Annotated in this window: 22 protein-coding genes; 6 read left to right on the top strand and 16 right to left on the bottom strand. The window is 61.9% G+C overall.

Features of this window, described 5'->3' with window-relative positions; translation table 11 throughout:
* Positions 1-37: 37 nt before the first annotated feature.
* The 6 genes from fapE to QRN10_RS09870 all read right to left on the bottom strand — a co-directional run bounded on the left by fapE (position 38) and on the right by QRN10_RS09870 (position 4,705).
* A complete protein-coding gene (fapE, locus tag QRN10_RS09895; RefSeq protein WP_285428311.1) occupies positions 38-784 on the bottom strand; it encodes a fibril amyloid subunit FapE in 747 nt (248 codons plus the stop codon).
* A gap of 41 nt (positions 785-825) precedes the next feature.
* Complete coding sequence (gene fapD, locus QRN10_RS09890) at positions 826-1,506, bottom strand: fibril amyloid maturation endopeptidase FapD (protein WP_181077256.1); 681 nt, start codon at positions 1,504-1,506, stop codon at positions 826-828.
* Between the two features lie 60 nt (positions 1,507-1,566).
* A complete protein-coding gene (gene fapC, locus QRN10_RS09885) occupies positions 1,567-2,316 on the bottom strand; it encodes an amyloid-like fimbrin subunit FapC (RefSeq protein ID WP_253506996.1) in 750 nt (249 codons plus the stop codon).
* Positions 2,317-2,382: 66 nt separating this feature from the next.
* Positions 2,383-2,931: a fibril amyloid subunit FapB gene (gene fapB, locus QRN10_RS09880; protein ID WP_181077260.1), complete on the bottom strand. Its 549-nt coding sequence runs from the start codon at positions 2,929-2,931 to the stop codon at positions 2,383-2,385.
* A complete protein-coding gene (fapA, locus tag QRN10_RS09875; protein WP_253506999.1) occupies positions 2,931-3,380 on the bottom strand; it encodes a fibril amyloid chaperone protein FapA in 450 nt (149 codons plus the stop codon). The genes fapB and fapA overlap by 1 nt, the downstream gene beginning before the upstream one ends.
* A gap of 329 nt (positions 3,381-3,709) precedes the next feature.
* Positions 3,710-4,705, bottom strand: a complete 996-nt coding sequence (locus QRN10_RS09870; RefSeq protein WP_181077264.1) for a FecR family protein — start codon at positions 4,703-4,705, stop codon at positions 3,710-3,712.
* Positions 4,706-4,857: 152 nt separating this feature from the next.
* Between QRN10_RS09870 and QRN10_RS09865 the strand changes: the two genes are divergently transcribed.
* Complete coding sequence (locus QRN10_RS09865; RefSeq protein WP_181077266.1) at positions 4,858-5,127, top strand: PepSY domain-containing protein; 270 nt, start codon at positions 4,858-4,860, stop codon at positions 5,125-5,127.
* A gap of 20 nt (positions 5,128-5,147) precedes the next feature.
* Here QRN10_RS09865 and QRN10_RS09860 read toward each other — a convergent pair whose 3' ends face one another.
* Positions 5,148-10,301 carry a dermonecrotic toxin domain-containing protein gene (locus QRN10_RS09860; RefSeq protein ID WP_285428310.1) on the bottom strand — a complete coding sequence of 1,718 codons (5,154 nt, stop codon included), beginning with the start codon at positions 10,299-10,301 and terminating at the stop codon, positions 5,148-5,150.
* A gap of 169 nt (positions 10,302-10,470) precedes the next feature.
* Between QRN10_RS09860 and QRN10_RS09855 the strand changes: the two genes are divergently transcribed.
* On the top strand, positions 10,471-11,505 hold the full coding sequence (locus QRN10_RS09855) for an Ldh family oxidoreductase (RefSeq protein WP_181077269.1): 1,035 nt from the start codon (positions 10,471-10,473) through the stop codon (positions 11,503-11,505).
* A 42-nt stretch (positions 11,506-11,547) separates the two neighbouring features.
* Here QRN10_RS09855 and QRN10_RS09850 read toward each other — a convergent pair whose 3' ends face one another.
* Positions 11,548-11,868: an ElaB/YgaM/YqjD family protein gene (locus QRN10_RS09850; RefSeq protein WP_253507009.1), complete on the bottom strand. Its 321-nt coding sequence runs from the start codon at positions 11,866-11,868 to the stop codon at positions 11,548-11,550.
* A 163-nt stretch (positions 11,869-12,031) separates the two neighbouring features.
* Here QRN10_RS09850 and QRN10_RS09845 point away from each other — a divergent pair, with 163 nt between their 5' ends.
* Positions 12,032-12,286 carry a hypothetical protein gene (locus QRN10_RS09845; protein WP_003190904.1) on the top strand — a complete coding sequence of 85 codons (255 nt, stop codon included), beginning with the start codon at positions 12,032-12,034 and terminating at the stop codon, positions 12,284-12,286.
* On the opposite strand, the gene QRN10_RS09840 is transcribed toward QRN10_RS09845, so the two are convergent.
* Complete coding sequence (locus QRN10_RS09840) at positions 12,267-13,178, bottom strand: LysR family transcriptional regulator (protein ID WP_181077366.1); 912 nt, start codon at positions 13,176-13,178, stop codon at positions 12,267-12,269. The genes QRN10_RS09845 and QRN10_RS09840 overlap by 20 nt on opposite strands.
* A 96-nt stretch (positions 13,179-13,274) precedes the next feature.
* On the opposite strand from QRN10_RS09840, the gene QRN10_RS09835 reads away from it, so the two are divergent.
* Positions 13,275-14,201 carry a carbon-nitrogen hydrolase family protein gene (locus QRN10_RS09835; protein WP_285428308.1) on the top strand — a complete coding sequence of 309 codons (927 nt, stop codon included), beginning with the start codon at positions 13,275-13,277 and terminating at the stop codon, positions 14,199-14,201.
* A 63-nt stretch (positions 14,202-14,264) separates the two neighbouring features.
* Here the strand turns inward: QRN10_RS09835 and QRN10_RS09830 are convergent, their stop codons facing one another.
* Together QRN10_RS09830 and QRN10_RS09825 are read right to left on the bottom strand one after the other, a co-directional pair.
* Positions 14,265-14,726: an LEA/WHy family protein gene (locus QRN10_RS09830; protein ID WP_266249035.1), complete on the bottom strand. Its 462-nt coding sequence runs from the start codon at positions 14,724-14,726 to the stop codon at positions 14,265-14,267.
* A gap of 10 nt (positions 14,727-14,736) precedes the next feature.
* A complete protein-coding gene (locus QRN10_RS09825; protein WP_181077277.1) occupies positions 14,737-16,164 on the bottom strand; it encodes a nucleobase:cation symporter-2 family protein in 1,428 nt (475 codons plus the stop codon).
* 201 nt (positions 16,165-16,365) lie between these two features.
* Between QRN10_RS09825 and QRN10_RS09820 the strand changes: the two genes are divergently transcribed.
* A complete protein-coding gene (locus tag QRN10_RS09820) occupies positions 16,366-18,024 on the top strand; it encodes a methyl-accepting chemotaxis protein (protein WP_502941390.1) in 1,659 nt (552 codons plus the stop codon).
* Between the two features lie 69 nt (positions 18,025-18,093).
* On the opposite strand, the gene QRN10_RS09815 is transcribed toward QRN10_RS09820, so the two are convergent.
* Genes QRN10_RS09815 through QRN10_RS09795 form a run of 5 tightly spaced genes read right to left on the bottom strand, consistent with a single transcriptional unit; the run spans position 18,094 to position 23,197 of the window.
* Positions 18,094-19,071 carry a 2-hydroxyacid dehydrogenase gene (locus QRN10_RS09815; RefSeq protein ID WP_285428307.1) on the bottom strand — a complete coding sequence of 326 codons (978 nt, stop codon included), beginning with the start codon at positions 19,069-19,071 and terminating at the stop codon, positions 18,094-18,096.
* Positions 19,068-20,366: an MFS transporter gene (locus QRN10_RS09810; protein ID WP_181077282.1), complete on the bottom strand. Its 1,299-nt coding sequence runs from the start codon at positions 20,364-20,366 to the stop codon at positions 19,068-19,070. Before QRN10_RS09810 ends, QRN10_RS09815 begins: the two co-directional genes overlap by 4 nt.
* 48 nt (positions 20,367-20,414) lie before the next feature.
* Complete coding sequence (locus tag QRN10_RS09805; RefSeq protein WP_181077284.1) at positions 20,415-21,356, bottom strand: sugar kinase; 942 nt, start codon at positions 21,354-21,356, stop codon at positions 20,415-20,417.
* The gene (locus QRN10_RS09800; RefSeq protein ID WP_285428305.1) at positions 21,349-22,131 is read right to left on the bottom strand and encodes a sugar phosphate isomerase/epimerase family protein; all 783 of its coding nucleotides are present in this window, start codon (positions 22,129-22,131) and stop codon (positions 21,349-21,351) included. Before QRN10_RS09800 ends, QRN10_RS09805 begins: the two co-directional genes overlap by 8 nt.
* Before the next feature lie 46 nt (positions 22,132-22,177).
* Complete coding sequence (locus QRN10_RS09795; protein ID WP_277526688.1) at positions 22,178-23,197, bottom strand: LacI family DNA-binding transcriptional regulator; 1,020 nt, start codon at positions 23,195-23,197, stop codon at positions 22,178-22,180.
* A gap of 223 nt (positions 23,198-23,420) precedes the next feature.
* On the opposite strand from QRN10_RS09795, the gene QRN10_RS09790 reads away from it, so the two are divergent.
* Entirely contained in the window at positions 23,421-25,406 is a 1,986-nt protein-coding gene (locus QRN10_RS09790) for a hypothetical protein (protein ID WP_285428304.1), read from the top strand.
* Positions 25,407-25,494: the final 88 nt, after the last annotated feature.

Here is a 25,494-nt window from a genome sequence, read left to right as displayed (position 1 = left end):
CCTTTTCCAATGCGTAAGTGTCGAGGCTCAGCGTAGTTCAATAACCAAGGGTGCGTAGGCCCTTGAGTTGGTCCAGGTTGCAGTTCAACGCAGGGTTGTTCAGCCCGTTATTGCCCATCACCACGTTGAGCTGGGTCATGTTGCTGACGAAGTTGGTGTTGCCGGTCAAAACCGTGCCTTGCAGCACCGTGCCGCCGCCGATCTGCTGCAGGCTGTTGCCCTGGTTATGGTTGGCCTGGATCGCCATTTGCAGGCCGCCGTTGTTGGCCGACACGCTCACCTTGCCGGCCGCGCTGTCACCGCTCACGGTGCCGCCGGCCACCAGCACTTGCCCGGACTGCACCAGATTGGCTGGCGCGAAGCCGTCCTGGCTGACGGTGATGCCGACGTTGTTGTTGGCGGTGTTGCCGTCGCCGGCCACCCGCACGCTTTGCGTCACGCCCTGGCCACTGCCCAGGCCGGCGCCGCCGACCACATTGCCGGTGCCGGCGGACGGGGTGGTGCCGCTGCCGGTCGAGCCGGTGGTTTGCACATAGAACTGCGGGGTAAGGGTGGTTTTGTCGACCTGCATGCTGGCCTTGCCGGTGATGCTGTCACCCACGGCATTGGTCCACGTGCTGCTCATCACAATGCCAAAACTGATAATTCGTCCCGGCATCACGTAGCGGCCTCGCAGGTCGGCCATTTCCGAATCCTTCAGTTCAATCGGCTTGAACCCCGATGAAGCGTAAGCAGGCATTGAGGCTGCCAGGCACAAGGCCGTCAGCCAGCGGGACGTGTTCATCGCTTGCTCCTGGAGCGTCCTGGCTCCTTATTGCGCTTCTTTTAAAAGAAGTCGCTCTGGATAAAACCGAAATCCATCAATTCAGCGTCGCCCACGGGCCGGAACTCGTTCAAACGGTTCCTGGCGGTCAGTGGCGCAGGTGGGTCGAGCAGCACATTGGCCTTGTCGTAACCCTCACCCAGCACGGCGAATACGATGCCATTCCAGCCTTTGACGAAGTCGTCATGGGCGTAGCGTTTATGCCCCAGCACCGGATCGCCGATGTAGACCCAGTCCTTGTCGGCCCGCTGCAGCACCACGAAGTGCTTGTAGCCGCGGATCTCCAGCAGCACGACCACCGGGATCTTCACGGTCAACAGGGTGTCCGGCGAGATTTTGTAGCCCCGCGCCCGCATGCCGATGCTTTCGAGGTAGCGCTTCATGTCGAGCATGGAAAAACCCTGGGTGCGTACCAGGTTCTGGTCGGCGTTGACCAGCATGCCCTTGATGACGTGGTCTTCATCGACGTCCAGCCAATAACCCTGGCGCAGGATGGTGGCGAGTGCCGCGGCACCGCAGCTGAAATCGGTTTTCTGTTCCACCAGGTTGGCGAAGCGGCGCTCACGAATGCTTTCGACCTTCTTGTAGATCACTGCACCGCCAGGCATGGCGGAAATCGCCATGGTGCCTGCCCAGGTCGGGCCGGTGAGGAGCATCAGCAGGGAAAGGGTCGCGAGGCGCATGATCGAAGGCCGGGTGGACACTGGAATAGGAAAGGGCCTTGTCGCCAAGGCCCCGTTGGATCAGAAGCGCACGCCGCTGGCGCAGACGGTGCAACCTTGACCGATTGTCAGGCTGTTGCTGCCCTGGTTGCCCGAGCCCGATTGCAGGTTCACACCCACGTTGCCGGAGTTGCGGTTGACCGAGTTGTCGAGGCTTGCGTTGTTGGACACATACTGCGCGTTGCCGCCATGGCCATAACCATAGCCGTGGCTGGTCGCGGCCGCGTTGAGGTAGCTGTTGCCGAGCGAGTTCTGCTCGGTGTTGGCGGCGGCCGCGATGTTTTTGCCATCGGCGGTGACGATCGCCAGGTTGTTTTTACCCTGGTTGCCCTGGCCGGCCTGGCCGTTGTAACCCACGTTGCCGGAGTTACCGTTGACCGAGTTATCCAGCGAGGCGTTGTTCTGCGTGCCTTTGTTGGTGAAGCCGTTGCCCAGGCTGTTCTGGTTCACGTCGACCAGGCCGAATACCGTGGCGGCGTCGCCTTTGGCGCTGGAGATCGCCGCCGAGTTGTCGGCCTGGTTGCCGCTGCCGGCCTGCACGTTGACACCGGTGTTACCGCTGTTGCCATTGACCGAGTTATCGGCCGAAGCATTGTTGTCGGTCTTGGTGTCGTCGAAGCGGTTGGCTGCGCTGTTTTGTACATCGGTCACCACCGCGGCGATGGTGCCGGTGGGTTGAGGCGCAGGGTGCCAGCCACCTGCTTGAGCGGCGGCAGCCATGAGTGCGGCGAGAGCGAAAACCAGGGGTTTGAGAGCCATTTGAGGTTTCATGGTGTTTCTCCTTGCTTCTAAGTGTGGTTTAAGTGTTGGTACGGTCCAGCCGGTACTACCAAGCGTTCACTTGATAGTGATGCCCAGGGTGTTAGCCACTCGGTTCCCCACCCCGGCACTCTGGTTCACCTGAATCACTCCTCGGCTGCCTGTGAAGGCCTGATCGCTGGTAACGACCAGGCGGCTGCCAGTGGTGGAGGTGAGACCTGAGTCGGTCAACTGCGTCGTGTTCTGTTGCAACAGGACGCTGTCATCGATGCTTTGCGGGCCAGGATTGACGCTGATCCGCACGGCGTTGATGGTCTGGTTATTGGCACCGGCCGTCTGGTTGATACCCAGCATGCCGTTGCCATTGGTAAAAGCGCTGCCCTGGATCGCTGCCTTGGCGTTCAGGGCAGGATCGACCTGGCCGTCCATTCTCTGGATATTGACGGTGGTCGCCTGGCCGCCGAGCGTGATCGCGCGGGTATTGGCCATTTGCTGCTGGTTGCCCGCGGCCTGATTGATCGAGAAGTTGCCGCGATAATCCTGGCCACTGTTGTCGATCACCGCGTTGTTATCGGCCAGGGCCGAGGCGCTGCTCAAGAGGGCGAAGATCAGCCAGGCACGGTTCATTACTTGCCCCCCATCATGCTGCCGATGTTGTTCAGGGGCGCCATGCCGCGCTGGATCGAATCGCTGATCTGCCCACCCATGCTGCTGCCGCTGCCGTGGCTGGCGGAGGCACCCGCGCCGAGGGTCGACATGCTGTTCTGGGTGGCGTGCGGGCCGGTCAGCACGCCGCTGTTTTGATTGACCTGGGCGAAACTGGCACCGCTGCTCACGCCGCCGATATCAAGGTCGCTGAGTTCGCCGGTGGCGTTGATCACTTCGCGACTGGGATTGGCGTTGGCCGTGGTGGGGTAGGGGTCTTTACCGAAAGGGGCACGACCGTACATGTGCGCCTGTACGTTGCGGCTTGTCACGATCACGCCATCACCGGCAAAGGTCGACGCACTGATGCCGAGGCTGAGCACACAGCTGGTCAGCAGTACCTTTATCGAGCGTTGTGTGAGTGTGTTCACGGCGGCATATCCTTATTCTCGGCACTGACCCTGAACAGTGCTGTGGGGAATAGAGCAGATGCCGTGCCGCTTTTTAAATTGTTTTGATATTCAATGGCTTATGAAGATCGAGCGGCGCGTCGACCCATGGCGGTGTCTCAGCGCTGAAACACCTGCCGTTCAAGCGTGTGTAGCCCGCTGTCCCACAAACGATTCACCCCTGTGTATCACCGGTGTAACACCGTGCATGACAAAAGCATGAACCCACGGTGTACACGGGCTTCAGCTCAGGCAGGTGTTTCAAAAATGGACACTGTGGGCGCGAACGGGCCCGCACGGATCGGCCGCGCTCAGCCTTTCGGGGTTTTACGCGGGATGGAGTTGAGTACGGGGTTGCCGTCCTGGTTCTGGGTCAGGTAGACCGGCAGCACCTTGGGCAGGGAGGGGATGAGGTTATTGACCTCGCTGAGGTTGTAAATGCCACCGATCCGAATCGCGCCGGTTCCGGCATCGGCCAGCATCACCGGTTTGCTCAGGTAGCGGTTGATCAGCGGCAGCGCATCGGCCAGCGCCAGGTTGTCGAGGATCAGCTTGCCCTGGCGCCAGGCCAGGGCGCTGTCATTCGGGCTGAACGGCCTCACGCGCGGCGTGGCATCGCCCGGTTGATAGCTGGCCTGCATGCCGGGGGTCAGTGGCACGCTGCCGTGTATGGCATCGCTGGCGATCTGCACCGAGCCTGCGAGCAGCATCACGCGGACCTGATCGCCATATTTCCACACATTGAACTGGGTGCCCGTCACGCGCACCTGGCCCTCGCCGGCGCGCACTACAAACGGGTGGGCGCTGTCGTGGCTGACGTTGAAAAACGCCTCGCCTTTTTTCAGCGTGACCCGGCGTTGATCCTTGTAGTTGCTATAGACCAGTTCGGTGCCCAGGTTCAGCTCTACCTGGCTGCCATCGCTCAAGGTCACCTGACGCAAGCCCTGGGTCGCCTCGAAACGTTCATAGGAATTGGGCAGCCACCCGGCCTGCCACCCGGTAAACGCGGCCAGCGGCAAGGCCGCCAGGCATAGCGCTGCCGCCACGGCATAACGACGTACGCGGCTGCGCGGTTTGAACGCCAATACCGGCGCGGCGGGTGCGGTGCGCGGCAAGTGATCGGCGACGTCCCAGATTTCCAGCATCGCGGCGTATTCAAAGGCGTGCAAGGGATGGGCGTCATGCCATTGTTGAAAAGCCTGACGTTCAGCCGGTGTGCAATCGCTGGCATGCAGGCGCATGCACCACTGCGCGGCGGCATCGGTGATGGTGTCGTATTCGGCTTCTGAAACAGACTTTTCGGTCATTAACGCATCCTGATTTCCCACATTCTAACCCCCACAGGCAGATGGCGAGAACAGCCATCATGGCGATTGCACATCAATTGGAACTTATTCTTGTTTGGCGCTACCTAAAAATTCAGGACACGCGTCCGCATTTCCCACAAAGGAGTAACGCTATGTTGAAGAAAACCTTCGTCGCCCTGTGTGCAACCTCCGCGCTGCTCGGTGCCGGCGCCGCCCTGGCCGATAAGCCAGGCGCAGGCTGGATCACCATTGACAAGGCTATTGAAGTGGCCAAGACCAAGGCCGGTTATGTCGAGGTCTACGCGGCGGAAGCCGACGACAACGGCTACTGGGAAGTCAAAGGTCGCAAGTCCGACGGTTCCGTTTATGAAGCGCGGATCGATGGCGCCTCGGGTAACGTGCTGCGCGACCAGAAAGACTGATTAACCCGCCGGGAGCCGGTTCAGGCTCCCGCATCCAGCGCCCGGCCGATTTCGCTGATCAGGAAGGTCAACGAATCCGCATTGGCCAGGATCGTATCGATACGCTTGTCCTCATTGGTCATGAACACCTTGCGCGCTTCAGCCAGGGTGCGTACGCCTGTGGTACTCAACACTTTGGATCGCTGCAGGGAAGTTCCCTGGGAGCTGCCGAAATCCTCATACCCACCGCTCAGGTCGTCTAGCGTCTTGAACAGCATCTCTGTGGGCGTCAGGAGTGAAAGTGCATTGGCACGCAACCCACAGAGTTCGGTTTTCAGCGTCTGCCCGCCTTGACGGTCGCCATCAATCAAATCGACAAACGGAAGCATGCTGTCGAGGTAAACCAAGTCTTCGGTGGATGACCTGATATGAGTGATTTCATGAATCAACGTGGTTGCCCTCGCGTGGGCCGACAGGTTGAACGGGGTTGTTAAATAGGGTTGGTAATGGTCCATCCGTGGGTCGAAGAAGCGCTCCACCAAATAAATTTTATGGTCCCTGTCGTCCGGCAGCGTGAAAGCGAACGATGTGTGCGGGTTTTGGCGATGGCTGCCGCTGACAAACCGCATGGAATTCGGACTGGTCAAGGTGTGATTGGTCAATTCGTCCAGCACATCGTCGACCCGCTTCTCGATGCGCTGCAACTGGCTGAGGGTCAGGTGAGGCACGCCGAACAGCTCGGCAAAAAAAAGTCCGGTCCGGCTTCCGGGGTCGCGACGTCCACCAAAGTGCTGAATGTTGCGCTTGCAGTTCACCGCGTAATAGGTCGCGACATTCAGCGCTTCGTCGATGCACTGTGCCTTCCAGCTTGACAGTGCCCTGATCGCGGGCATGCCGACCGCTTCGATATTGATGCCCTCTCGCTCTGACAGGTACGCGCGCGCCTGGCTTGCATAGCGGCTTAACGTCTTGCCGTAGCGCGGGTTGAGGAGACCCAGGTCCAACACCCACTCGCCCCGTGGGGTGAGTCGCACATAAGGGCCCAGGTGGTCGTCGCTGCTTAAGCGCCAGTATTCGCCTGCGCGTTTTACCGAGTAGACCTTGCCCGCCACCGGTACGTAATCGCGGACGCCGATCTTGTCCCTGTAGACCTGAGTCAGCGCGCTCTGCGTGAGTGTGTCCAAGGCAACATCATGGTTTTCGAAGACATGCAGATGCGTGCGCTCGGGCGCGGTCATGTCCAGGGCTGCAAACGTCGTGGCGGCCGGCGGTGCGTCTTGCAGCCATTGCTCCAGCGGGACTGGATGTGTGGCCGGTGGCGGTTCGGGAAACAGTTTGTCCAGCGCCTTGCGCAGGGACGCCAGTTCGGCCACGCCGCCGGCAAAGGTCTTGAGTGCGTGTTGCCAGCGGTGCTGCTGCAGGTCTTCGGCAGAGGTTTTGAACAGTGCGTAGCTGCGCCACACTGTCAGCGGATAGACCAGTTTTCCCGCCATGAAACGCACGCCTGCGGCAATCCCCTTGGTCAGCAGACTGGTCACTGCATCCCAGTAGTTTTTGCCCGACGCAGAGAACTGGCTGCCGAGCATCCGCAGCAGCATCTCGCAATTGTCCTTGAATAGTTGATCAAGCACGTTACCGGCGATGGCGTTGGCGCCGAAGCGAATCTCCGAAGGACCTTGAGTCCACTGTTGACTGAGCAAGTTGCGATACGTGGCTTGATGCGCCGGTTCCAATTGGCCGATCACCCATTGCTGCAGTGTGCCGGGGGCGGCGAACGCCTGGAGCAGTGCCGTCTCGTTGGCAAACTCCTTCAGCAGGTGATCAGGGCTGTAGGGTGCATACAGCACCAGCGGCCCGGTAGCCTCGGGTTTCGGGCCGATCAGGTAGCAGCCCAATGCCCGCACGCGCGAGGCGCCCTGTGTGGCGATCAGTTCGAGGGGGCGAACCAGCGCCGTCACGCCATGCACGGTGGCGCGAGCCAGGGCGTCGGGCATATCGAAGATTTGTCGGATAAACCCCCAGGCCGATGCAGACAAGCGTTCATCCAGGGTTTGCTCATGGGCGTATTGCAACACTTGCCAGGGCAACTGCCGGCAGAACAGTTGGCGCCGTGTACGCGCTTGCTCGCCAGGGCCCTTGAGGTGGGTGTTCAGCCATTGTCCATAGAAGCTTTCCACGTCCACCTGGCGGATCAGTTGCTCAATGGCGGAGCCGTCCAGCGTCGCTGGCAGCGGGTCGCCGGTGCGTGAACGGGGGCGGATATCGTCGGCGCGCAACGTCGGCAAGTGCCGCATCGCAAAGTCCGTGAGCGTCTGGGTGTTGCCGGCCAACTCGACCCGTCCGGGAATCAGCACATTGTTCGGGTTCAGCGCTTGCCGGGGAAAACGTGCGTCGAGCAATTCCGAAAGGCGGTCGAATACATGTTCGCGCAGGGGCGTAACGCTATGCAGATAATCACGCTCGTCCGGGGCACTGATGCGGTACTGCTCCACCAGCTCGGCGTGCAGAATCTGCTCGGCGGGTGCCGCCATGCCCAGCCAGACCGGGAGTGCCTGCTGGTTGATCAGCGCCCGCGCCATCGCGATGGCCCTGGGTAAGTTGGACGGCGGTGCGCGCCGGATCAAGGCGTCCACGCATTCCTGAAAGCGCGCGGGGCTCAATCGCAGCGAGAGCAGGTGCTCTATTTCGTCGCGGGTGGCGTCGCTGTAGCTGTGTTGCCGATCGTGCAGCAAGTGCTCGTCAATCCGTTGCAGTGGCCCCAGCTGCCAGGAACGGTGGGGCACGCGCTGGGATATCGGCAGGTTTTCCAGCAGGTGCAGGCGCTGCCGGGGATCTTGCAGGCGCAGGGTCAGGATGTCCCGCAGGCGGGTGATGGATGCAAAGGTTTCGTAGCCGCGCGCGGGGGTCCATAGCACCGCCGTGCCCGAATGGTCCGGGTCCAGGCCGCCGCGCTCGGTCAGCACAAAACAGTTGGCCAGGCCCTGTAGGTCGGCCCCGTTGTCTGGGTGCAGGGTAAGGCTGAACGCATCCGGTATGAACCCGTCCAGGCCATGCCGGGTGAGCCGGCTCATGCCGTCAGGCTGGAGCGAACTGTGCAACAGCGCCAACGCGCGCGGCGGCAGGTTTTTCGCTACGCCCCGCAGTTGCACTTCGCCGTCCAGGCCTTGCAACAGGCCATGACTCAGGTGGGCCAGGTTATTTTTCACTAACATCCCAGGCAAGGCTCCCAGCGTCTGTTGCGCAAAAGTGCCAAGTGCCCGGTCGATAAGCGCATCCACTTCCACTGTCGTCAGGTTGTGCAATTGGAAGGCAGCGCCCTGGTGACGCGGGCCGTAGACACCGGTGTGCGTCGACGCGCCCACGGGCCCGGCCTGTCGCACCAGGCGTGCGATAAAGTGCTCGACCAGGCTCGATGACGCCTGGGGCAGGCGCTCTTCGCGTTCCTCCGCCGCGGAGGCGTACGTGTTGATGTACACCTCGCAAGCCTTGAGGCTAAGCAGCCCTTTGCGCAGCTCGGCCTCCAATGCTTGGGTCGCCAGGTCGCGCAGGGTCGGGTGGCTGGCCTGTTCCTCCACCAGCGCCGCCTCGACGGCCTGCAACCGCTGCAGCTGCAGCTTGGCTTTTTCAGCCTGGACCGTCGTCGGGCGCCCGTTGCCCTGGGTGATGGGATGCACCGACCAGCGCCCACCCGCGTCCTGCTCCAACAGCTGGCTGTCGAGCATGGTGCGTACGTCCAGGGCGCTGTCGAGCAATGCCGCCAGGTTGACGCTGCCGGAGCTGCACCGATACAAGCCCAGCGCGTATTCCAGGTTGTCGGCCTGCTTGGCCACGATATCTTCGACCATGGCTTCGAACACGTTGCCAAGGATGGGTTGCCCGCTGACATGCACTTGATCCATAGCGATAAACAGGCTGCGCTCATCCAGGGACAGGAAGTTGAGCAACTCATCTTCATGCCCCGTGGCCTTGAGCATCGACACGAGGGTGTCCTTGAGGTCATTGAGGTCGCCAAGCACCTGCAGGCCCCGGGACTGGGTGTACAGGTAGGCATGCGCATTGCTGATCATCAGGGTGCCGGCCAGGTCGACGAAGTGCTGGAAGGGGGCGTGGATGCGTACCTTTTCGATGCTCAAATCGCCGGAGGCGGCCTGCTGTGCAAGGGCCATGCTGCGCAGTTTCTGCATCTCGGCACTGCTCAGGATCATGTCCTGATGCTTGAACAGCAGGTCGGCGCGGAATTTCTGGCTCATCACCCGCGCACAAAAATGCAGACGGGACTGACCGCCACCGTTGAAGTCTTCGTGCCAGAAGGTCTGCAACAGATGGTTGAGCAATTTTGAAAGGATGCCGCTGGTGTGTTCGATTACGTTGTCCCAGCGTTGCTGATCCTGGGCACGCTGTGCGTCGGTCAAGGCGCGAAAGTCGCGGCCTGGGTTGGTATAGGTGTGGGTTTGGTCGGCGGGCCAGGCGTGCCGGGCGTAAAAGCGCAACAGCGCCTCGCGCAGTGGCACCGAGTCGACCCAGCGGCTGTCTTCTTCCGGCGACGCACGGCTGAAGAAATCCACCCGTGTGTCACGTTGTTCCACATCAGGGAAGTACGGGCGGGCCATGATACCGAGCAGTTTGTCGAGCATGTCAGGCAAGTCTGGCAGCTTGCGCAGCTCACCCAGCATGGCGATCACATTGTGCACCTGCGCGGCGTGGATGGCTTGCTGCTGATCCGGCATCACGGCGCCCGGGATCACGGCGGTTGTCAGCGTCAGGCGTGTGGAGGTCGAGAGTGCCTTCTGATCGCCCAGGGACACGAATTGCAGCAGGTCAGTGCGCTGCTCCGGTTGGCGCAGGCGCGCTGTCACGTCAGCGAGCAGCGCGGCGTGGTTGTCGAACACTTCCAGGCCGCCATAGGGGGTGTAGAGCACCGCCTTGCCAGCGTCGGGCGTCGGGCTCATCACGAACGCGCCGGCCAGCGGCAGGGCGGGTTGGCCCGCAGGAGTGATCAGCAACCGTTCTACGCGCATGGGGAAACCGTGGATCCTGGCGTCCATGCGCGCGTCATGACTGGCGTAGTACAGCGTGTGCAGCCAATCCAGATCCTTGAGCGTCAACCCCAGCGCACGCTCCCTTGGCGTAGGTTCCCTGCGTTTGACCGGACCCAGGAATTCATCGAAAAAATACGGCGGTGTGACGTGCGCCATGGTGCGCTCTCCAGCAATGCGGCGGTAGGAGGCGCCACGGTATGCGGCGGCGCGGCGCGGCTGGCGGTAGATAACTGGGGGCGGCCGTTGACAGCGGGCACGGGGCGCGTTGTTTAATCGACGATCTGGATCCTTGTTGTCTCTTCCAATTATAAAATCGGAGCTACAGATGTCTGCCCAGTCCCCGACAGTTGACAATGCCAGCGCGCTTATCGGTTTCGACGAACTCGTGGGGCTGCTGCATGCGGTCTTCGTCAAGCACGGCACCTCGCCGCAGGTAGCGGCGACCCTGGCCCATAACTGCGCCAGCGCCGAGCGCGACGGTGCGCACAGCCATGGCATTTTCCGTATCCCCGGTTACCTCAGCACGCTCGCCAGCGGCTGGGTCGACGGCCAGGCGCTGCCGGTGGTGACCGATGTGGCGAGCGGCTTTGTCCGCGTGGATGCCGGCAATGGCTTTGCCCAACCGGCCCTGGCGGCGGCGCGCGATGTGCTGGTGACCAAGGCGCGCAGCGCGGGGATTGCGTTGCTGGCGATACATAATTCCCATCACTTCGCCGCGCTGTGGCCGGATGTCGAACCCTTCGCCGAAGAAGGGCTGGTGGCGCTGAGCGTGGTCAACAGCATGACCTGCGTGGTGCCCCATGGCGCCGACCGTCCGCTGTTCGGCACCAACCCCATTGCCTTCGCCGCACCGCGCGCGGATGGGCCACCGATTGTGTTCGACCTGGCAACCAGTGCGATTGCCCATGGGGATGTGCAGATCGCCGCGCGCAAGGGCGAGCGCCTGCCGCCGGGCATGGGCGTGGACAGCCTCGGTCAGCCCACCACCGATCCCAGGGCGGTGCTCGAGGGCGGCGCGCTGTTGCCGTTCGGCGGCCACAAGGGGTCGGCATTGTCGATGATGGTCGAGCTGCTGGCGGCGGCTCTGACCGGTGGGCACTTTTCATTCGAATTCAATTGGGCTGACCATCCAGGCGCGCGCACGCCGTGGACCGGGCAGTTGCTGATCGTGATCGATCCAAGCAAGACCGCAGGGCAAAGCTTCGCCGAGCGCAGCCAGGAATTGGTGCGGCAGATGCATGCGGTGGGGCTACGGCGGTTGCCGGGGGATCGACGTCATCGCACACGGGCGAAGTCGCTGGAGGAGGGGATCGTGGTGGAATTGGATGCGTTGAATCAGTTGCGCGATTGGGCCAGTTGAAACCGCGTCACCGCCGACAGGCAGCGGCGACGCAGAAGCCGTTTAGTTGCGGCGCCCCAGCAACAGGCCAACCACCAGGCCGAAGCCTGCCGAGATAGCCACGGTCTGCCACGGGTGGCCACCGATGTAGGTCTCGGTCGCATCGACCACGGGTTTGCTGCGCTCGCGCACGCTGGTCACGGAGTCCATGGCTTGCTTGAGTTTGAGGGCGACCTGCTCGCGCAGAGTCTCGCCTTCTTCGCCAACGAGGCTGGCGCTGCTCTTGAGCAGCTTGTCGGACTCTTCAATCAGCGAAGCGAGTTCGCTGAAGGCTTGGTCCTTGATTTGATCGGCGGCGGTTTGGGCAGCGGTTTTGCGGGCCATGGGGTGACTCCTTGCAAGTGAATGTGGCAGTGAACAATGGAGTCCCCGACCGCCGCAAAAGTTGCAGTTTTTTTGCCGGTGGCGGGGACCGGGCGAAATCCGGATCTTGAAATAGCGACTGTCGGTGTAAGATGTCGCCTATTTGTGCAGCAGGTAATTCAACATGAGCTTCAATCTCGCCAACAAAACCCTCGCCGAGCGCGCCGAGCTGGAAGATGAAAAGTCGCGCCTCTATGACCTGTGGCAAACCAACCTGGGCAAGGCCAAGGGCGAAGCCGCGCGACTGTTCGGCGAGCGCGCCAAGCGCAAGGGCAAATGGGCCGAGTGGGTCCGCGCGGAACTGGACGGCATGTCGCCGCCGGAGTTTTCCAACATGGTGCGCAGCGAAGTCAACAAACTCATGGCGGCGGCGAAGTAAAGCTCGCCACAATCGCCTCGCGCACCTTGAGCAACAGCGGATCGAGCTGAGCCTGGGTGCGCCACCCCAGCTCCACCGGGTAGCGCGGCAGCGCCAGCGGGCAGCGCAGTACGCGCAGCCCCGTCATCTGGGCGATCGCCTGGGCCGCATGCCCGGGAATGGTCGCCACCGCCTGGCTGCCCTTGAGTAAAAACGGCAGGGCGGCGAAGTGGCTGGTCGATGCGCATACGTGGCGGCTCAATCCCTGCGCTGCCAGCCCTTCGTCGGTAATCCCGATAAACCCTCCGGACGACACCAGCACGTGCTCGCGGCTGACGAACTGCTCCAGGCTGATCGTTTCCTGGCCCGGCGCCAGGCTGCCGGCGTCCACCAGGCAACGGTAATCGCCTTCTCCCAGCACCTGTCGACTCAACCGGCCCTGGGCGAACCCGCCGGCGGTAATCGCCAGGTCCAGCGTGCGGTCGAGCAGGGCGCCGGCGACGATCTGGCTGTGGGTCTGGCGAAAGATCACGCGCAACTGCGGCAAACGCTGTGCAATCTGCACCATCAGCCGCCGGCCATAGGCAATCTCAAAGTCATCGGACAGGCCTACCACCACGGAGCGCCCCTGATACTGCGGGTGTACCGGGTCGACCATCGCCAGGCTCTGGCGGCAGCGGTCCAGTGCTTCACTGATCACCGGCTTTAACTGGTTGGCGCGCAAGGTGGGCGCCAGGCCACGGCCGGTGCGCACGAACAGTGGGTCGCCATACACGTCGCGCAGGCGCCGCAGTCCCGCACTGATGGCCGATTGCGTCACGCCCAGGCGCAACGCCGCGCGGCTGGCGCTGGACTCATCGTGCAGGGCTTCGAAGGTTTTCAACAGATTCAGGTCGACCTGGGCGATATTCATCTGGCTCATATCATTCAGTACTGAGGTGGGCTTTATTCATGATCGGGGCTGGCGGGAGAATGGGCAACCCCAAGCCCACTTATCGGAGTGAACGTCATGCCCATTTCTACCGTCGCCGCCCTGCAAATCGGTTCCCTGCCAGGCGGCAAGGCCGACACCCTTGAGCAAATCCTTGGCTATGAAGACGCGATCCGCCGCAGTGGCGCGCAATTGGTGGTAATGCCCGAGGCGCTGCTCGGGGGCTATCCCAAGGGCGAAGGGTTCGGCACCCAATTGGGCTATCGCCTGCCCGAGGGCCGCGAAGCCTTTGCCCGCTACTTCGCCAACGCCATCGACGTACCGGGCGCGGAAACTGAAGCCCTGGCCGGTTTGGCGGCGCGCACCGGCGCCAGCCTCGTGCTGGGAGTGATCGAGCGCAGCGGCAACACATTGTATTGCACTGTGCTGTATTTCGAACCCGCCGGCGGCCTCGTTGCCAAGCACCGCAAGTTGATGCCCACCGGCACCGAGCGGTTGATCTGGGGCAAGGGCGACGGTTCCACCTTGCCGGTGATCGACGCGGCCGTGGGCCGTATTGGCGGCGCGGTGTGCTGGGAAAACATGATGCCGCTGCTGCGCACCGCGATGTATGCCAAGGGCGTAGAGGTCTGGTGCGCACCGACCGTGGACGAGCGCGAGATGTGGCAGGTGAGCATGCGCCATGTGGCCCATGAAGGCCGCTGCTTCGTGGTCAGCGCCTGCCAGGTGCAGGCGTCACCCGCCGCCCTCGGCGTGGAGATTGCCAACTGGCCTTCAGACCGCCCGTTGATCGCAGGCGGCAGCGTGATCGTCGGCCCCATGGGCGACATCCTGGCTGGTCCGCTGGTGGGCGAAGCGGGATTGCTGACGGCACGGATCGATACCGACGACCTGGTGCGCGCGCGATATGACTACGACGTGGTGGGGCATTACGCACGGCCGGATGTGTTCGAACTGGTGGTGGATGAGCGCACCAAGCCAGGCGTGCGCTCTATCACGGACTGAAGCGTTGGCGGGAAGGTTGGGGAGGGCTTGCCCCCGATGGCGGTATCGGTCGGTTGCACCGGCTTACCACGTCGCGCTGTCAGGCATATCCAACGTGCCTCGGTCAACGAAACGCATGGTGCCGAACAGTCCGCCGGCCAGTTTGCCCCGCAGCACATAGGGCAGGTTGTTCAAACTCTGGGTCTGGCTCAGGCCCAGGGTCTGACGCAGCACCGAAAATGCCGAAACGCTCACCGGCACCGTCAGAACGGTCTCGGAGAAACGTGGGATGCTGCCGACCTGGTCGCTCACGCCGGAGGCCAGCGGCCGGCCGTTGACTTCCAGGTCGAGAGCCACGCCGTTGTAGTCGATCGCCGTTTCGTTGGGGTTCTGTACCCGCAGTTTGACGGCGAAGCGCACTTCCAGATCCTGGCTTTGCAGCGGTTCGATACCTACCACGTTGATGTTCACCGGGTCGCGGTTCGGGAACAGCGCGCAGGCGCTCAGGGTCAGCAGCAGCAGCGATAGCACCATGAGCTTGCGCATGTGGGGGCTCCTATTTCGTGATGTCCGGGTCTTGCATCACCTTGAGGGTCGAGGACTCCGGATCGAATTCATCTTCTTCCAGCTCTATGAACTCTTCGGGCAGGAAAATGTTCAGCAGGATGGCACAGAACGCTCCTACAGTGATTGGCGACTCGAAGATGTTATGCAGCGCCTTGGGCAGCTCGCGCAGCACTTCCGGCACGGCCGCGACGCCCAGGCCCATGCCCAGGGAAATCGCCACGATCAGCACGTTGCGCCGGTGCAGACCGGCTTCGGCGAGGATCTTGATGCCGGCCACGGCCACGGTGCCGAACATGATCAGCGTGGCGCCGCCCAGTACCGGTTTGGGCATCAGTTGCAGCACCGCGCCGATCATCGGGAACAGCCCCAGCAACACCAGCAAGCCGGCGATGAAGTACGCCACATAGCGGCTGGCCACGCCGGTCAGCTGGATCACGCCGTTGTTCTGGGCGAAGGTCACCATCGGCAAGCTGTTGAACGTGGCGGCCATCGCCGAGTTGAGGCCGTCGGCCAGCAGGCCGGACTTGATGCGCTTGATATACAGCGGGCCCTTGACCGGCTGCTGGGAAATCATCGAGTTGGCGGTCAGGTCGCCGGCGGCTTCCAACGGTGAAATCAGGAAGATCACCGCCACCGGAATAAACGCCACCCAGTCGAACGAAAACCCGTACTTGAACGGCACCGGCACGCTGATCAACGGCACCTGGGGCAGCGCCGCCATGTCGACGCGGCCCATCCACCAGGCCACCACAAAGCCCAGGGTCAGCCCGATCACGATCGAACCCAGGCGCAGGAACGGGTTATTGAAGCGGTTGAGCACTACGATAGTCAGCAACACCAGCGCCGCCAGGCCCATATTGCCGGCCGCGCCGAGGTCGCTGGCACCGAAACCGCCGGCCATGTCGGTGACCGCCACTTTGATCAACGACAGGCCCATCAAGGTGATGATGGTGCCGGTCACCACCGGGGTGATGAGTTTGCGCAATTTGCCGATGAACTGGCTGAGCACCACTTCGATAAACGCCGCGAAGAAGCAGATGCCGAAGATCGTCGAGAGGATTTCATCGGTGCCGCCGCCGCGGGCCTTGACCATGAAGCCGGCACTGAGGATCACGCTGATAAACGAAAAGCTGGTGCCCTGCAGGCACAACAGGCCCGAACCGATGGGGCCGAACCGGCGCGCCTGTACAAAGGTGCCCAGGCCCGAGACGAACAGCGCCATGCTGACCAGGTACGGCACTTCGCTTTCCAGGCCAAGCACGCCACCGACGATCAGGGTCGGGGTGATGATGCCGACAAAACTGGCCAGCACATGCTGCAACGCAGCAAAGAGTGCCGCGCTGAAGTGCGGACGGTCTTCCAGGCCGTAGATCAGGTCGGATTTATAGCGGGGGCGGGGGGCTTGAGCGTCAGACAAAGTAGGGGCCCGGGGTCGGAAAAGGGAGGCGCAGGATGCCAGAAAGCGCTGGTCGTCAGAAGTGTAAAAAAATATTTATAAGTGCCCTGCATAAAATCCCGATCCTTGCCGATACTGCTTATAGGCCCACCTATCAAAAACAATAGTGGTGACCAGGCTCAGGGCAGCGCGTTGACGCTGACTGATCGTTTTGCGGCACGGATGCGCGCAGACACTCTATTCGGGAACTCTTCTATGTCGCTTCGTCATTTGAATATCGCTCCTCGCGCTTCGCTGGGTTTCGCCTTCATCGCGCTGCTGGTCGTGGTGCTGGGCGGGTTCGCGGCCAATCGCATGAGCCTGATTCGCCAGGCTTCGGTGGATATGAACAGCAATCAGCTGCCCAGCGTCACGTACCTTGGGCAGGTGACTGAGAATGTGTTGCGCATGCGCATATTGTCGTTTCGCGTGCTGGTCAACCGTGATCCCGCCGCGCTGAAAGAAGCCGAAACCCGCATCGGTGTGCTGGTCGATAAAGCAAAGACTGCCCAGGCCGGTTACGCGGCCTTGCCCGCCGGCCCGGAAGAGGCGGCGCTGTACAAGACCTTCGTGACCACCCTGGACAACTACCTCAAGGCCCAGGCCGACATGCTCAGCCTGTCCAGGGACGGCAAGATTGATGAGATGCGCACCCTGATCAACACCCGGATCAAGGACGGCACCGACCAGATGGGCGAGCAGTTGAACAAGTTGATTGCGCTCAATGGCGCCGCGGCCAAGCAAGCCAATGACGTGGCAGGCCAGAGCTACACCAGCGCGATCACCGGGATCGTGGTGGTCTCGGTCGCCGCCGCGCTGCTGACGGTATTGCTGGCCTGGCTGCTGACCCGCAGCATCGTCACGCCGCTGCGCAAAGCCGTGCAGGTGGCCGAGACTATTGCCGGCGGCAACCTCAGCAGCGTAATCGAGGACGACGGCAAGGATGAGCCGGCACGTTTGCTCGGCGCCTTGTCGACCATGCAGACCAACCTGCGCCAGACCATCCGCCATATCGCCGGCTCGGCCACTCAACTGGCGTCGGCGGCCGAAGAGTTGAGCGCGGTTACCGAGGAAGCGTCTCGCGGCTTGCAGCAACAGAACGACGAAATCGATCAGGCCGCCACGGCGGTCAACGAGATGACCGCAGCGGTGGAAGAAGTGGCGCGCAACGCGGTGTCCACCTCCGAAGCCTCGCACCAGTCCAACCAGGCTGCGCGTGAAGGCCGCGACCGTGTGGTGCAGACCGTCGACGCGATCCAGACCATGACCCACGACGTGCAAAGCACTGCCGCCATGATCGAGGGCCTGGCCACCCAGGGGCGTGACATTGGTAAGGTACTCGACGTGATCCGCGCGATTGCCGAGCAGACCAACCTGCTGGCGCTCAACGCCGCCATCGAAGCGGCACGCGCCGGTGAAGCCGGGCGCGGTTTTGCGGTGGTGGCCGACGAAGTGCGGGCGCTGGCCCATCGCACCGCGCAGTCGACCCAGGAAATCGAAAAAATGGTCGCCGGCATCCAGAACGGCACCGGCGAGGCCGTGCAATCGATGCAGCAGAGCAACCAGCGCACCCAGGACACATTGGAAATGGCGCGCGCCGCCGGCGTGGCGCTGGAGCAGATCACCCAGTCCATCAGCCTGATCAACGAACGCAACCTGGTAATCGCCAGCGCCTCGGAAGAACAGGCTCAGGTGTCCCGCGAAGTGGACCGCAACCTGGTCAATATCCGCGACCTGGCGTCCCAGTCCACCTCCGGCGCCAACCAGACCAGCGCCGCCAGCCATGAACTGTCGCGCCTGGCGGTGGACTTGAACGCGATGGTGGCCAAGTTTGTGATCTGACCCTGCCCGGTGGGAGGGGGCTCTACACCCCCTCTCATCAAAGCTGATCGGTGTTTGCCTTCAGTGTGCCTATTGCTTAAAGGCGGCCGGGTTGACCAGGTTCTTCGGCTTCTGGCCCGTCAAAGCCGCCAGCAGGTTATCCACCGCACATTTGGCCATGGCCTCGCGCGTTTCATGGGTCGCCGAGCCGATGTGGGGCGTGGCCACCACGTTGTTCAATCGCAGCAGCGGCGAGCTGTGATCCAGCGGTTCCTTTTCGAACACATCCAGCCCCGCCGCGCGGATCGTGCGTTGCTGCAAAGCCTCGACCAGCGCCGCTTCATCCACCACTTTGCCGCGGGAAATGTTGATAAAGATCGTGTCCGGGCCCATCAGCGCAAACTGCTCGGCGCCGATCAGCTTTTCGGTCTCGGCGGTCAGCGGCAGGGTCAGGCAGACGAAATCGGCCTGTTGCAGCAAGTCTTCGAGACTGCGGTACTGCGCGCCGAAGCGCTCCTCGACCCGTGGCTTGGGCGAGTGGCTGTGGTAGAGCACCGGCATGCCGAAGCCGAAATGCCCGCGTTGGGCCAGGGCTTCGCCGATGCGGCCCATACCGATGATGCCCAGGGTCTTGCCGTGCACATCGCTGCCGAAATGCGCCGGGCCAATGTTCTTGTGCCATTGCCCTGCGCGAACCATATCGGCCAGTTCCACCACACGGCGTGCGGTGGCCAGGATCAGCGCGAAACCGGTGTCGGCGGTGGTTTCGGTAAGCACGTCCGGGGTGTTGCTGAGGAGGATGCCGCGCCGGGTGAGGTAGTCGATGTCGTAGTTGTCGACGCCCACCGAGACGCTCGCCACCGCCTCCAGTTGCGGCGCCAGGTCCAGCAAGTGCGCGTCCAGGCGCAGGCTGGCGCCCAGCAGGCCGTGGGCGCTCGGCAGGGCGTCGCGCAGCTTGGCCAGGCCGGTGTCATCCAGAGCTTCGATCAAGGTGACGTCCACCTGCTCGTGCAGGCGCGCCATCAACGGCGCGGAGAGTTTTTTGTACAGCACCACAGACTTTTTCATTGGGCTTTCACCTTTAATTCAAGGGTTGGCAGCGGCGCGCGTTCACGGTCGCTGGCGCCGGGCTTGAGGAAAATCGTCAGCACCACCGACAGCAGCAGCGCGCCGCTCATCAACAGGTACGAGGCGCCCGGCGAACCGGTGCTGCTGTTGAGGTAACCCACCAGGTATGAGCCGCCGAACGAGCCGAGGGCGCCCATGCTGTTGATCAGCGCCATGGCGCCGCCGGCGACATTGGCCGGCAGAATTTCCGGCACGATGGCGAAGAACGGACCATATGGCGCGTACATGCACGCCCCGGCAATCACCAACAGGGTGTAGGACCACCAGAAATGTTCGGCGCCGAGCACGTAGGAGGCGTAGAACGCGATGGAAGCGATCAGCAGTGGCGGCCACACAAAGCGTTTGCGTTTTTGCAGCTTGTCCGATCCCCAGCTCACCACCAGCATGCCGATCACCGCCGCCAGGTAAGGCAATGCCGACAGCCAGCCGGCCTCGACCATGTCCATCTGCAGGCCTTTTTTGAGGATCGACGGCAGCCACAGCACAAACCCGTACACCCCGATGCTCCAGCAAAAGAACTGCAAGGCCAGAATGATTACCTTGGGCGAGCGGAAGGCTTCGGCGTAGTTCTTCACCGCCTTGATGCCGACCTGTTCGGCGGCCAGAGCGGTTTCCAGTTCCTGCTTTTGCCCGTCGCTCAACCAGGTGGCGTCCTTGGGACGTTCATCGGCCAGCTTCCACCAGATAAACGCCCACAGCACCGCCGGCAGGCCCTCGATGATAAACATCCAGCGCCAGCTGAAATGCTGCACCAGATAGCCCGAAACCACCGACATCCACAACATGGTCACCGGGTTGCCGAGGATCAGGAAGGTGTTGGCCCGCGAGCGTTCGGCGCGGGTAAACCAGTGGCACAGGTACACCAGCATCGCCGGCATCACCGCGGCTTCCACCACGCCGAGTAGAAAGCGGATGGCGATCAGCATATAGGCGTTGGACACCACGCCGGTGAGGGTGGCGAGACCGCCCCACAGGATCAGGCTGACAAAAATCAGTTTCTTGACGCTGCGCTTTTGCGCGTAGATCGCCCCCGGCACCTGGAAGAAAAAGTAGCCGAGGAAGAACAGTGCCCCCAGCAACGACGACATGCCGGGGGTGATCATCAGGTCTTCGGCCATCCCGGAGGCGGCGGCGAAGCCATAGTTGGCACGGTCCAGGTACGCCAGACTGTAGGTGATAAACACGATAGGCATGATGTACCACCAGCGGCGGGTGGCGAGTTTCACGGTTTCCATGGGCTTGCTCCTGAGCTTGTTGTAGTTGTGGCAACAGGTCGTTGGGGGTCAGGCGACGGATCGGCCGAGCAGGTCGGCGCGGGTGGGCAGGCCTTCCATGTCGCCGCGACTCTGCACGGCGCGGCTGCCGACCCAATTACCGCGACGCACGGCTTCGGGAAAGCTGAGTTTTTCCAGCAGGGCACTGATCATGCCCACGGCAAAGCCGTCGCCGGCGCCTACGGTGTCGACGACGTTCTCCACCGGCACGGCGGCGATAAAGCCCTGGTCCAGCTGTGTGCGGTAATAGGCCCCGTCCGCGCCGAGCTTGATCGCCACGGCTTCGGCGCCCTGGTCGAGGTAGAACGCGGCTATGTCGGCCGGATCATCGAAACCGGTGAGCAAGCGACCTTCGCCCAGGCCCGGCAAAACCCAGTCGGCCAGACCGGCGAGGGCGTTGATCTCGGCAATCATCTGCGCCTGGCTGGCCCACAGCGACGGGCGCAGGTTGGGATCGAACGACACGCTGCGCCCGGCTTGGCGCATTTGCGTCATCAGCGCGCGGGACAGCTCGCCGGTGGCTGGCGATAACGCCGGCGGAATGCCAGTGGCGTGCAGATGGCGGGCCTGCAGCAGCGCAGGGCTGATGTCGGCGACGGACAGATGGCTGGCGGCTGAGCCCTTGCGGAAATATTCCACCTGGGGATCGGCACCGGCTTCTTCGCGGGATTTGAATTGAAACCCGGTGGGGTGCAGCGGGTCGACGGCGACGTGCCGACAGTCCAGGCCTTCGTGGCTGAGGGTATCCACCACAAAGCGGCCCAGGGAATCATCGCCCACCCGGCTCAGCCAGGCCACGTTGAAGCCCAGCCGCGACAAGCCGATGGCGACGTTGCTGTCGGCCCCGGCGATGCGTTTGTGGAACTGGCGGACCTGCGCCAGATCGCCGGTCTGCTCGGCGACGAACATCGCCATGGTTTCTCCAAACGACAGCACATCGATCTCAGACATGGGTGTTCTCCGCGCCAGGTTGACCAAGCACGGCGAGGCTGGCGACCTGGCGTGCGGTGACATCGAGCAGGTCGTCGCCCTGCAGCGGGAATTCCACTGCCCGTGTAATCCCTTTAGTCATATGGGTGAGCAGTTGTTCCCACAGATGCAGGTCGGTGGCACCCGGCGGCAGCGCCACCAGTTTGCCGTCCGCGCGACGGGCCACGGCCTTGCAGTGCAGGTAGTCCACGTGGCGGCCCAGCAGGCGCGCGGCGGTGAGCGCGGACTGGTCCTGCCATTGCCAGTTGCCGATGTCGAAGGTCATTTTGATCGGCAGGCCCAGGCGTTCGACTTCGCTGAAAAAACGTTGCATGGGTTCGATACGGCCGCCGTGCAGGGTCTGGTCGTTTTCCACCAACAATTGCACCGGGTGTCGGTTGAGCAGGGCGTGCAGGCTTTGCAGGTCATTGGTGTCGGTGAAGTAGCCCAGGGAGACTTTCAGCCAGCGCGCGCCGAAGGCCTGGGCGCGGTCCAGCGTGGCGCTCAATTGGGCATTCGGCTGGGCGCGGCCGGCGACCCATAGCTCCAATGGCGATGAGAACACGGCTTCCAGGCCTTCTGCGGCCACCGCATCAGCCAGCTCGGCGGGTTGCTCAACGGTCAGCAGTTCTTCACGCCATTCGATGCGCCGGGCGCCGGCCTGTGCCAGTAATTGGACAAAACTCAACTGGCCCTGTTGGCGGACCAGATCGGCGCCGTAGCTGGAAAGGCTGATGGAAACGGGGTATTTGTGCATTGTTTTTGTACCTCTGAAACCGGTTTCATTTTTGTTCAAAAAACAGTCATTCCTGTCGGCGCGTGGTGGAGCCTCGGACGATGAGTTGGGGCAGGAAATCCAGGGTGCGGGTCGGCTCGGTGTCGCCGCGCAGGCGCTTGAGCAGACAGTCGAACGCACTGGCGCCGATGGCCTCGGTGGGTTGGGCGAGGGCGGTGATGCCATTGCCTACCAGCGGGTACCAGTCCAAGTCATCCAGGGCGATCAGGCCGACATCGCCGAACAGGTCGCACCCCAATGCCTTGAGCGCGCGGGTGCAGGCCAGCGCGGCGACGCCGTTGGCACAGAACAGCGCCTTGGGGCCGGGGGTGGAAAGAAAATTGCCCAGATGGGCTTCAAGCGCGTCGTCCAGTTCCAGCACGGCGCCGTTCAATGCCGGGCGGCGGGCGATCTCGGCCTTGAAACTGGCCAGGCGCTCCAGGCGCGAGCTGGTGCCGTCAGTGGCTTCGCTGATCAGCAGCAGCTCGCGGTAGCCCTGTTGCTCCAGATGGTGCACGGCCATGCGTACCGCTGCCGGGTTATCCAGGCCCACCAGGTCGCTGCGCAGCGGCTCGACTTTGCGGTCCACCAGCACCAGGGGCATTTCCCGTTGCAGTTCCAGCAGTTGGTCGAGGTGATGGCCGAGGGTGTTCACGATCAGGCCTTCGATGTTGTACGAGCGCAGTGCCGCCAGGTGCTGGCGCTCCTGCTCGTCGTCGCGGTCGGTGTTGCACACCACCAGGCTGTAGCCGTGCTGGCGGCAGGCGGTTTCGACGCCGTGCATCACGGCGATGGAATAGGGGTTGCGGATATCGGCCACCAGCATGCCGATCAGACGGGTGCGGCCACGTTTGAGGCCTCGCGCCATCTGGTTGGGGCGGTAGCCGAGTTGGTCGATGGCCTGCTCGATGCGCAGGGCAATGGCATCCGAGAGCAGGGCGCGGTCTTCACCGATGAAACGCGAGACGCTGGCCTTGGACACGCCGGCGTGGCGGGCAACGTCGAGCATGGTCACGCGGCTGCGCTGGGCGGCGGAAAAAGTGGTCACGTGAGACGGCCTTTATTATTGGGAAGCTTCATATAAGCGGCGGCTGAAACCGGTTTCATGGAACACGTTATAACGCAGGTCGTCAAGGAAATGATGGTTTGGCCCAGACACGCCATTCCGACGAGTGGCCGCGCCACCTGTTATTTCTGACAGTTTCGCAGGCGCGTCGTTGAGTATTTAATTTCCTCACGTTGCAACCTGCCGCACCATTGAGGAAGTCGTCATGTCTCGCACACCCATTCCTGACACCAAGACCGTTGATTCAGCGCTTCCAGGGGTGCTGAGCCTGCTCCCGATACGCATTCCCGGTGTTAACCCTGCGGATCCCACTGGCTTGATACCGGCGGGGCTGATGCTTGCGCCGCTTCGAGTGTTGATCCCAATGTGGGTGCCGCCCCCTGAGCCGTTGGACACACCTCATAAAATCAAGCTCTTTTGGGCGAGGGCCGGTGTGGTGGTTTATTCCCGCGGTCTAGACGTCAACTCGCCGCCGCCGCCGCTCCCTGCCGAGCAGGAGATGTTTATACCGTTAGAAGTGCTGCGTGCGCAGTCTGGCCCGGTTGAATTGTACTACTCAGTCACTGATTCATTTGGTGGAGAGACTGTTCTCGATCCCAAACGAACACTGACAGTCGATATGAACGCCCCGGGGTTGCTGAACCCGGCGGATCACCTGGAGTTTGTTGTAACACCTTCACCCGTCATGGATGAGGACTACTTGAGCAATAACCCGCAAGTAGCTTTTGAAGTCCCTGTTTATACGGGGCGGGATGACGGCGACGTCATTCATTTTTATCTGTCGAACTTAGCCAATCCTCCCATTGCGGGGGAGGACGGTATGTTTGAGCTGGTCTCCAGTACTGATCCCTTGATCGCTGTGTTGCCTGCCGATGTGTTTCGCACACTAAGTAACGGTGCCGCGTACATTTTCTTCCGGATTTTTGATAGGGCCGGCAACTTCAGCGACCGCAGTGCGGGTCTACCGTTTCAATTGGCATTGACCCCACTGCCGGGTAACTTGCCTTTGCCGCAAATTGTCCCGCCTCGCTACGACGACTTACTGATCAATCGCGAAGACGCCAGGGCCGGAGTGTTTGTCAGGATACGTGCTTACACCGGCTGGGCGCCCACGGATCATGTCATCGTGTATTGGAAAGGCCGCCCCACCGCCGTGCAACCAGTCAACGGTTTTCCCTGTGACGTCGAGATACCGTGGAGTGTCTTGCGCGGCCCCCTGACTGACGTATTAATCGCCGAAACGATTCCGGTCCGCTATGAAATCATCCGTGGCATGCTGCCACCGTTTCCGTCCTTCAATATTCTGGTGAATGTGAACCTGACTGTCGCCGGGCAGGACCATGCCAATGCGCCGGCACTGCTTAATCCGGATTTGCCCATCGCGCAAGTGTGGGGGTTAACCTCCAACACTCAGAACGTTGTCAACCATCTTGACAACCCGGCAGGCGCACGCGCTCGTGTGCTGCTTTATGAGAACCCCGAGCCCGGACAGATTCTTCGGTTCTTTTGGAATGGGGCAGGGCCGGTCGCTACCTACACCGTACAATTTGGGGATGTAGAAGGGCAGCTGGTGTTTTCCAGCGTGATTCCCTGGGCCGTAATGGAAGGCGTCATTAACCCGGCCTTGCCGGTGCATTACACCACCAGCAACGGGGTTAATGATCAGCGCTCTTCCAATACGTTGGTGAATGTCAACACGGGGGCGTTGCTCCAATTTAACGCCCCCGTGCTTAAACACTCGTTGGTGGGCTCCGCCGCTAAATTGTCGTGCTGTTCCAAGCCTGAAATTTTCGATGGTGTTGGCTGGCATGTCTTGCCCGATCCGCGATTTGAGCTTAACGATGTGGTGAGGCTGTTGTGGGAAGGCTTCCCTAATAATGGATGGGAACCGCCGGTTATTGATGAGTCCAGATACGCCGAAAACCAGACATTCTTCACGTTGGAACAATTGGAGAGTGGCTTGCATTTCCTTGTTCAGCCCTATGAAGAAAAAGTGGTTCCAATGCGCGACCACGGTACCGCGCAAGTTTGGTTCCAAGTAAGGCGTGGCGGTGCACTCATTGGTGAATCATTGCCTAGACGTATCCGTATCGATCTCAACTATCCTGCGGGCGGGTATTGCCAGGCAGGCGATGAGATTCAGTGCTCAAACGACGGAGACCCGACCCGCGTTGAGGCTAAGAACAACTAGAGGCTCATTCCGATCTGGTAATAACGTTGTAATCAGCTGTTTGTTTAAAGTAAATCGCCCCACCGGTGAGGCAGTTGCGATGTTCAAT

It is taken from the genome of Pseudomonas sp. lyk4-R2A-8, assembly GCF_030209095.1.
GTDB lineage: Bacteria > Pseudomonadota > Gammaproteobacteria > Pseudomonadales > Pseudomonadaceae > Aquipseudomonas > Aquipseudomonas quebecensis.
Note: the sequence above shows the minus strand (reverse complement) of the source record. Positions and strands in the feature narration are given on the sequence as shown.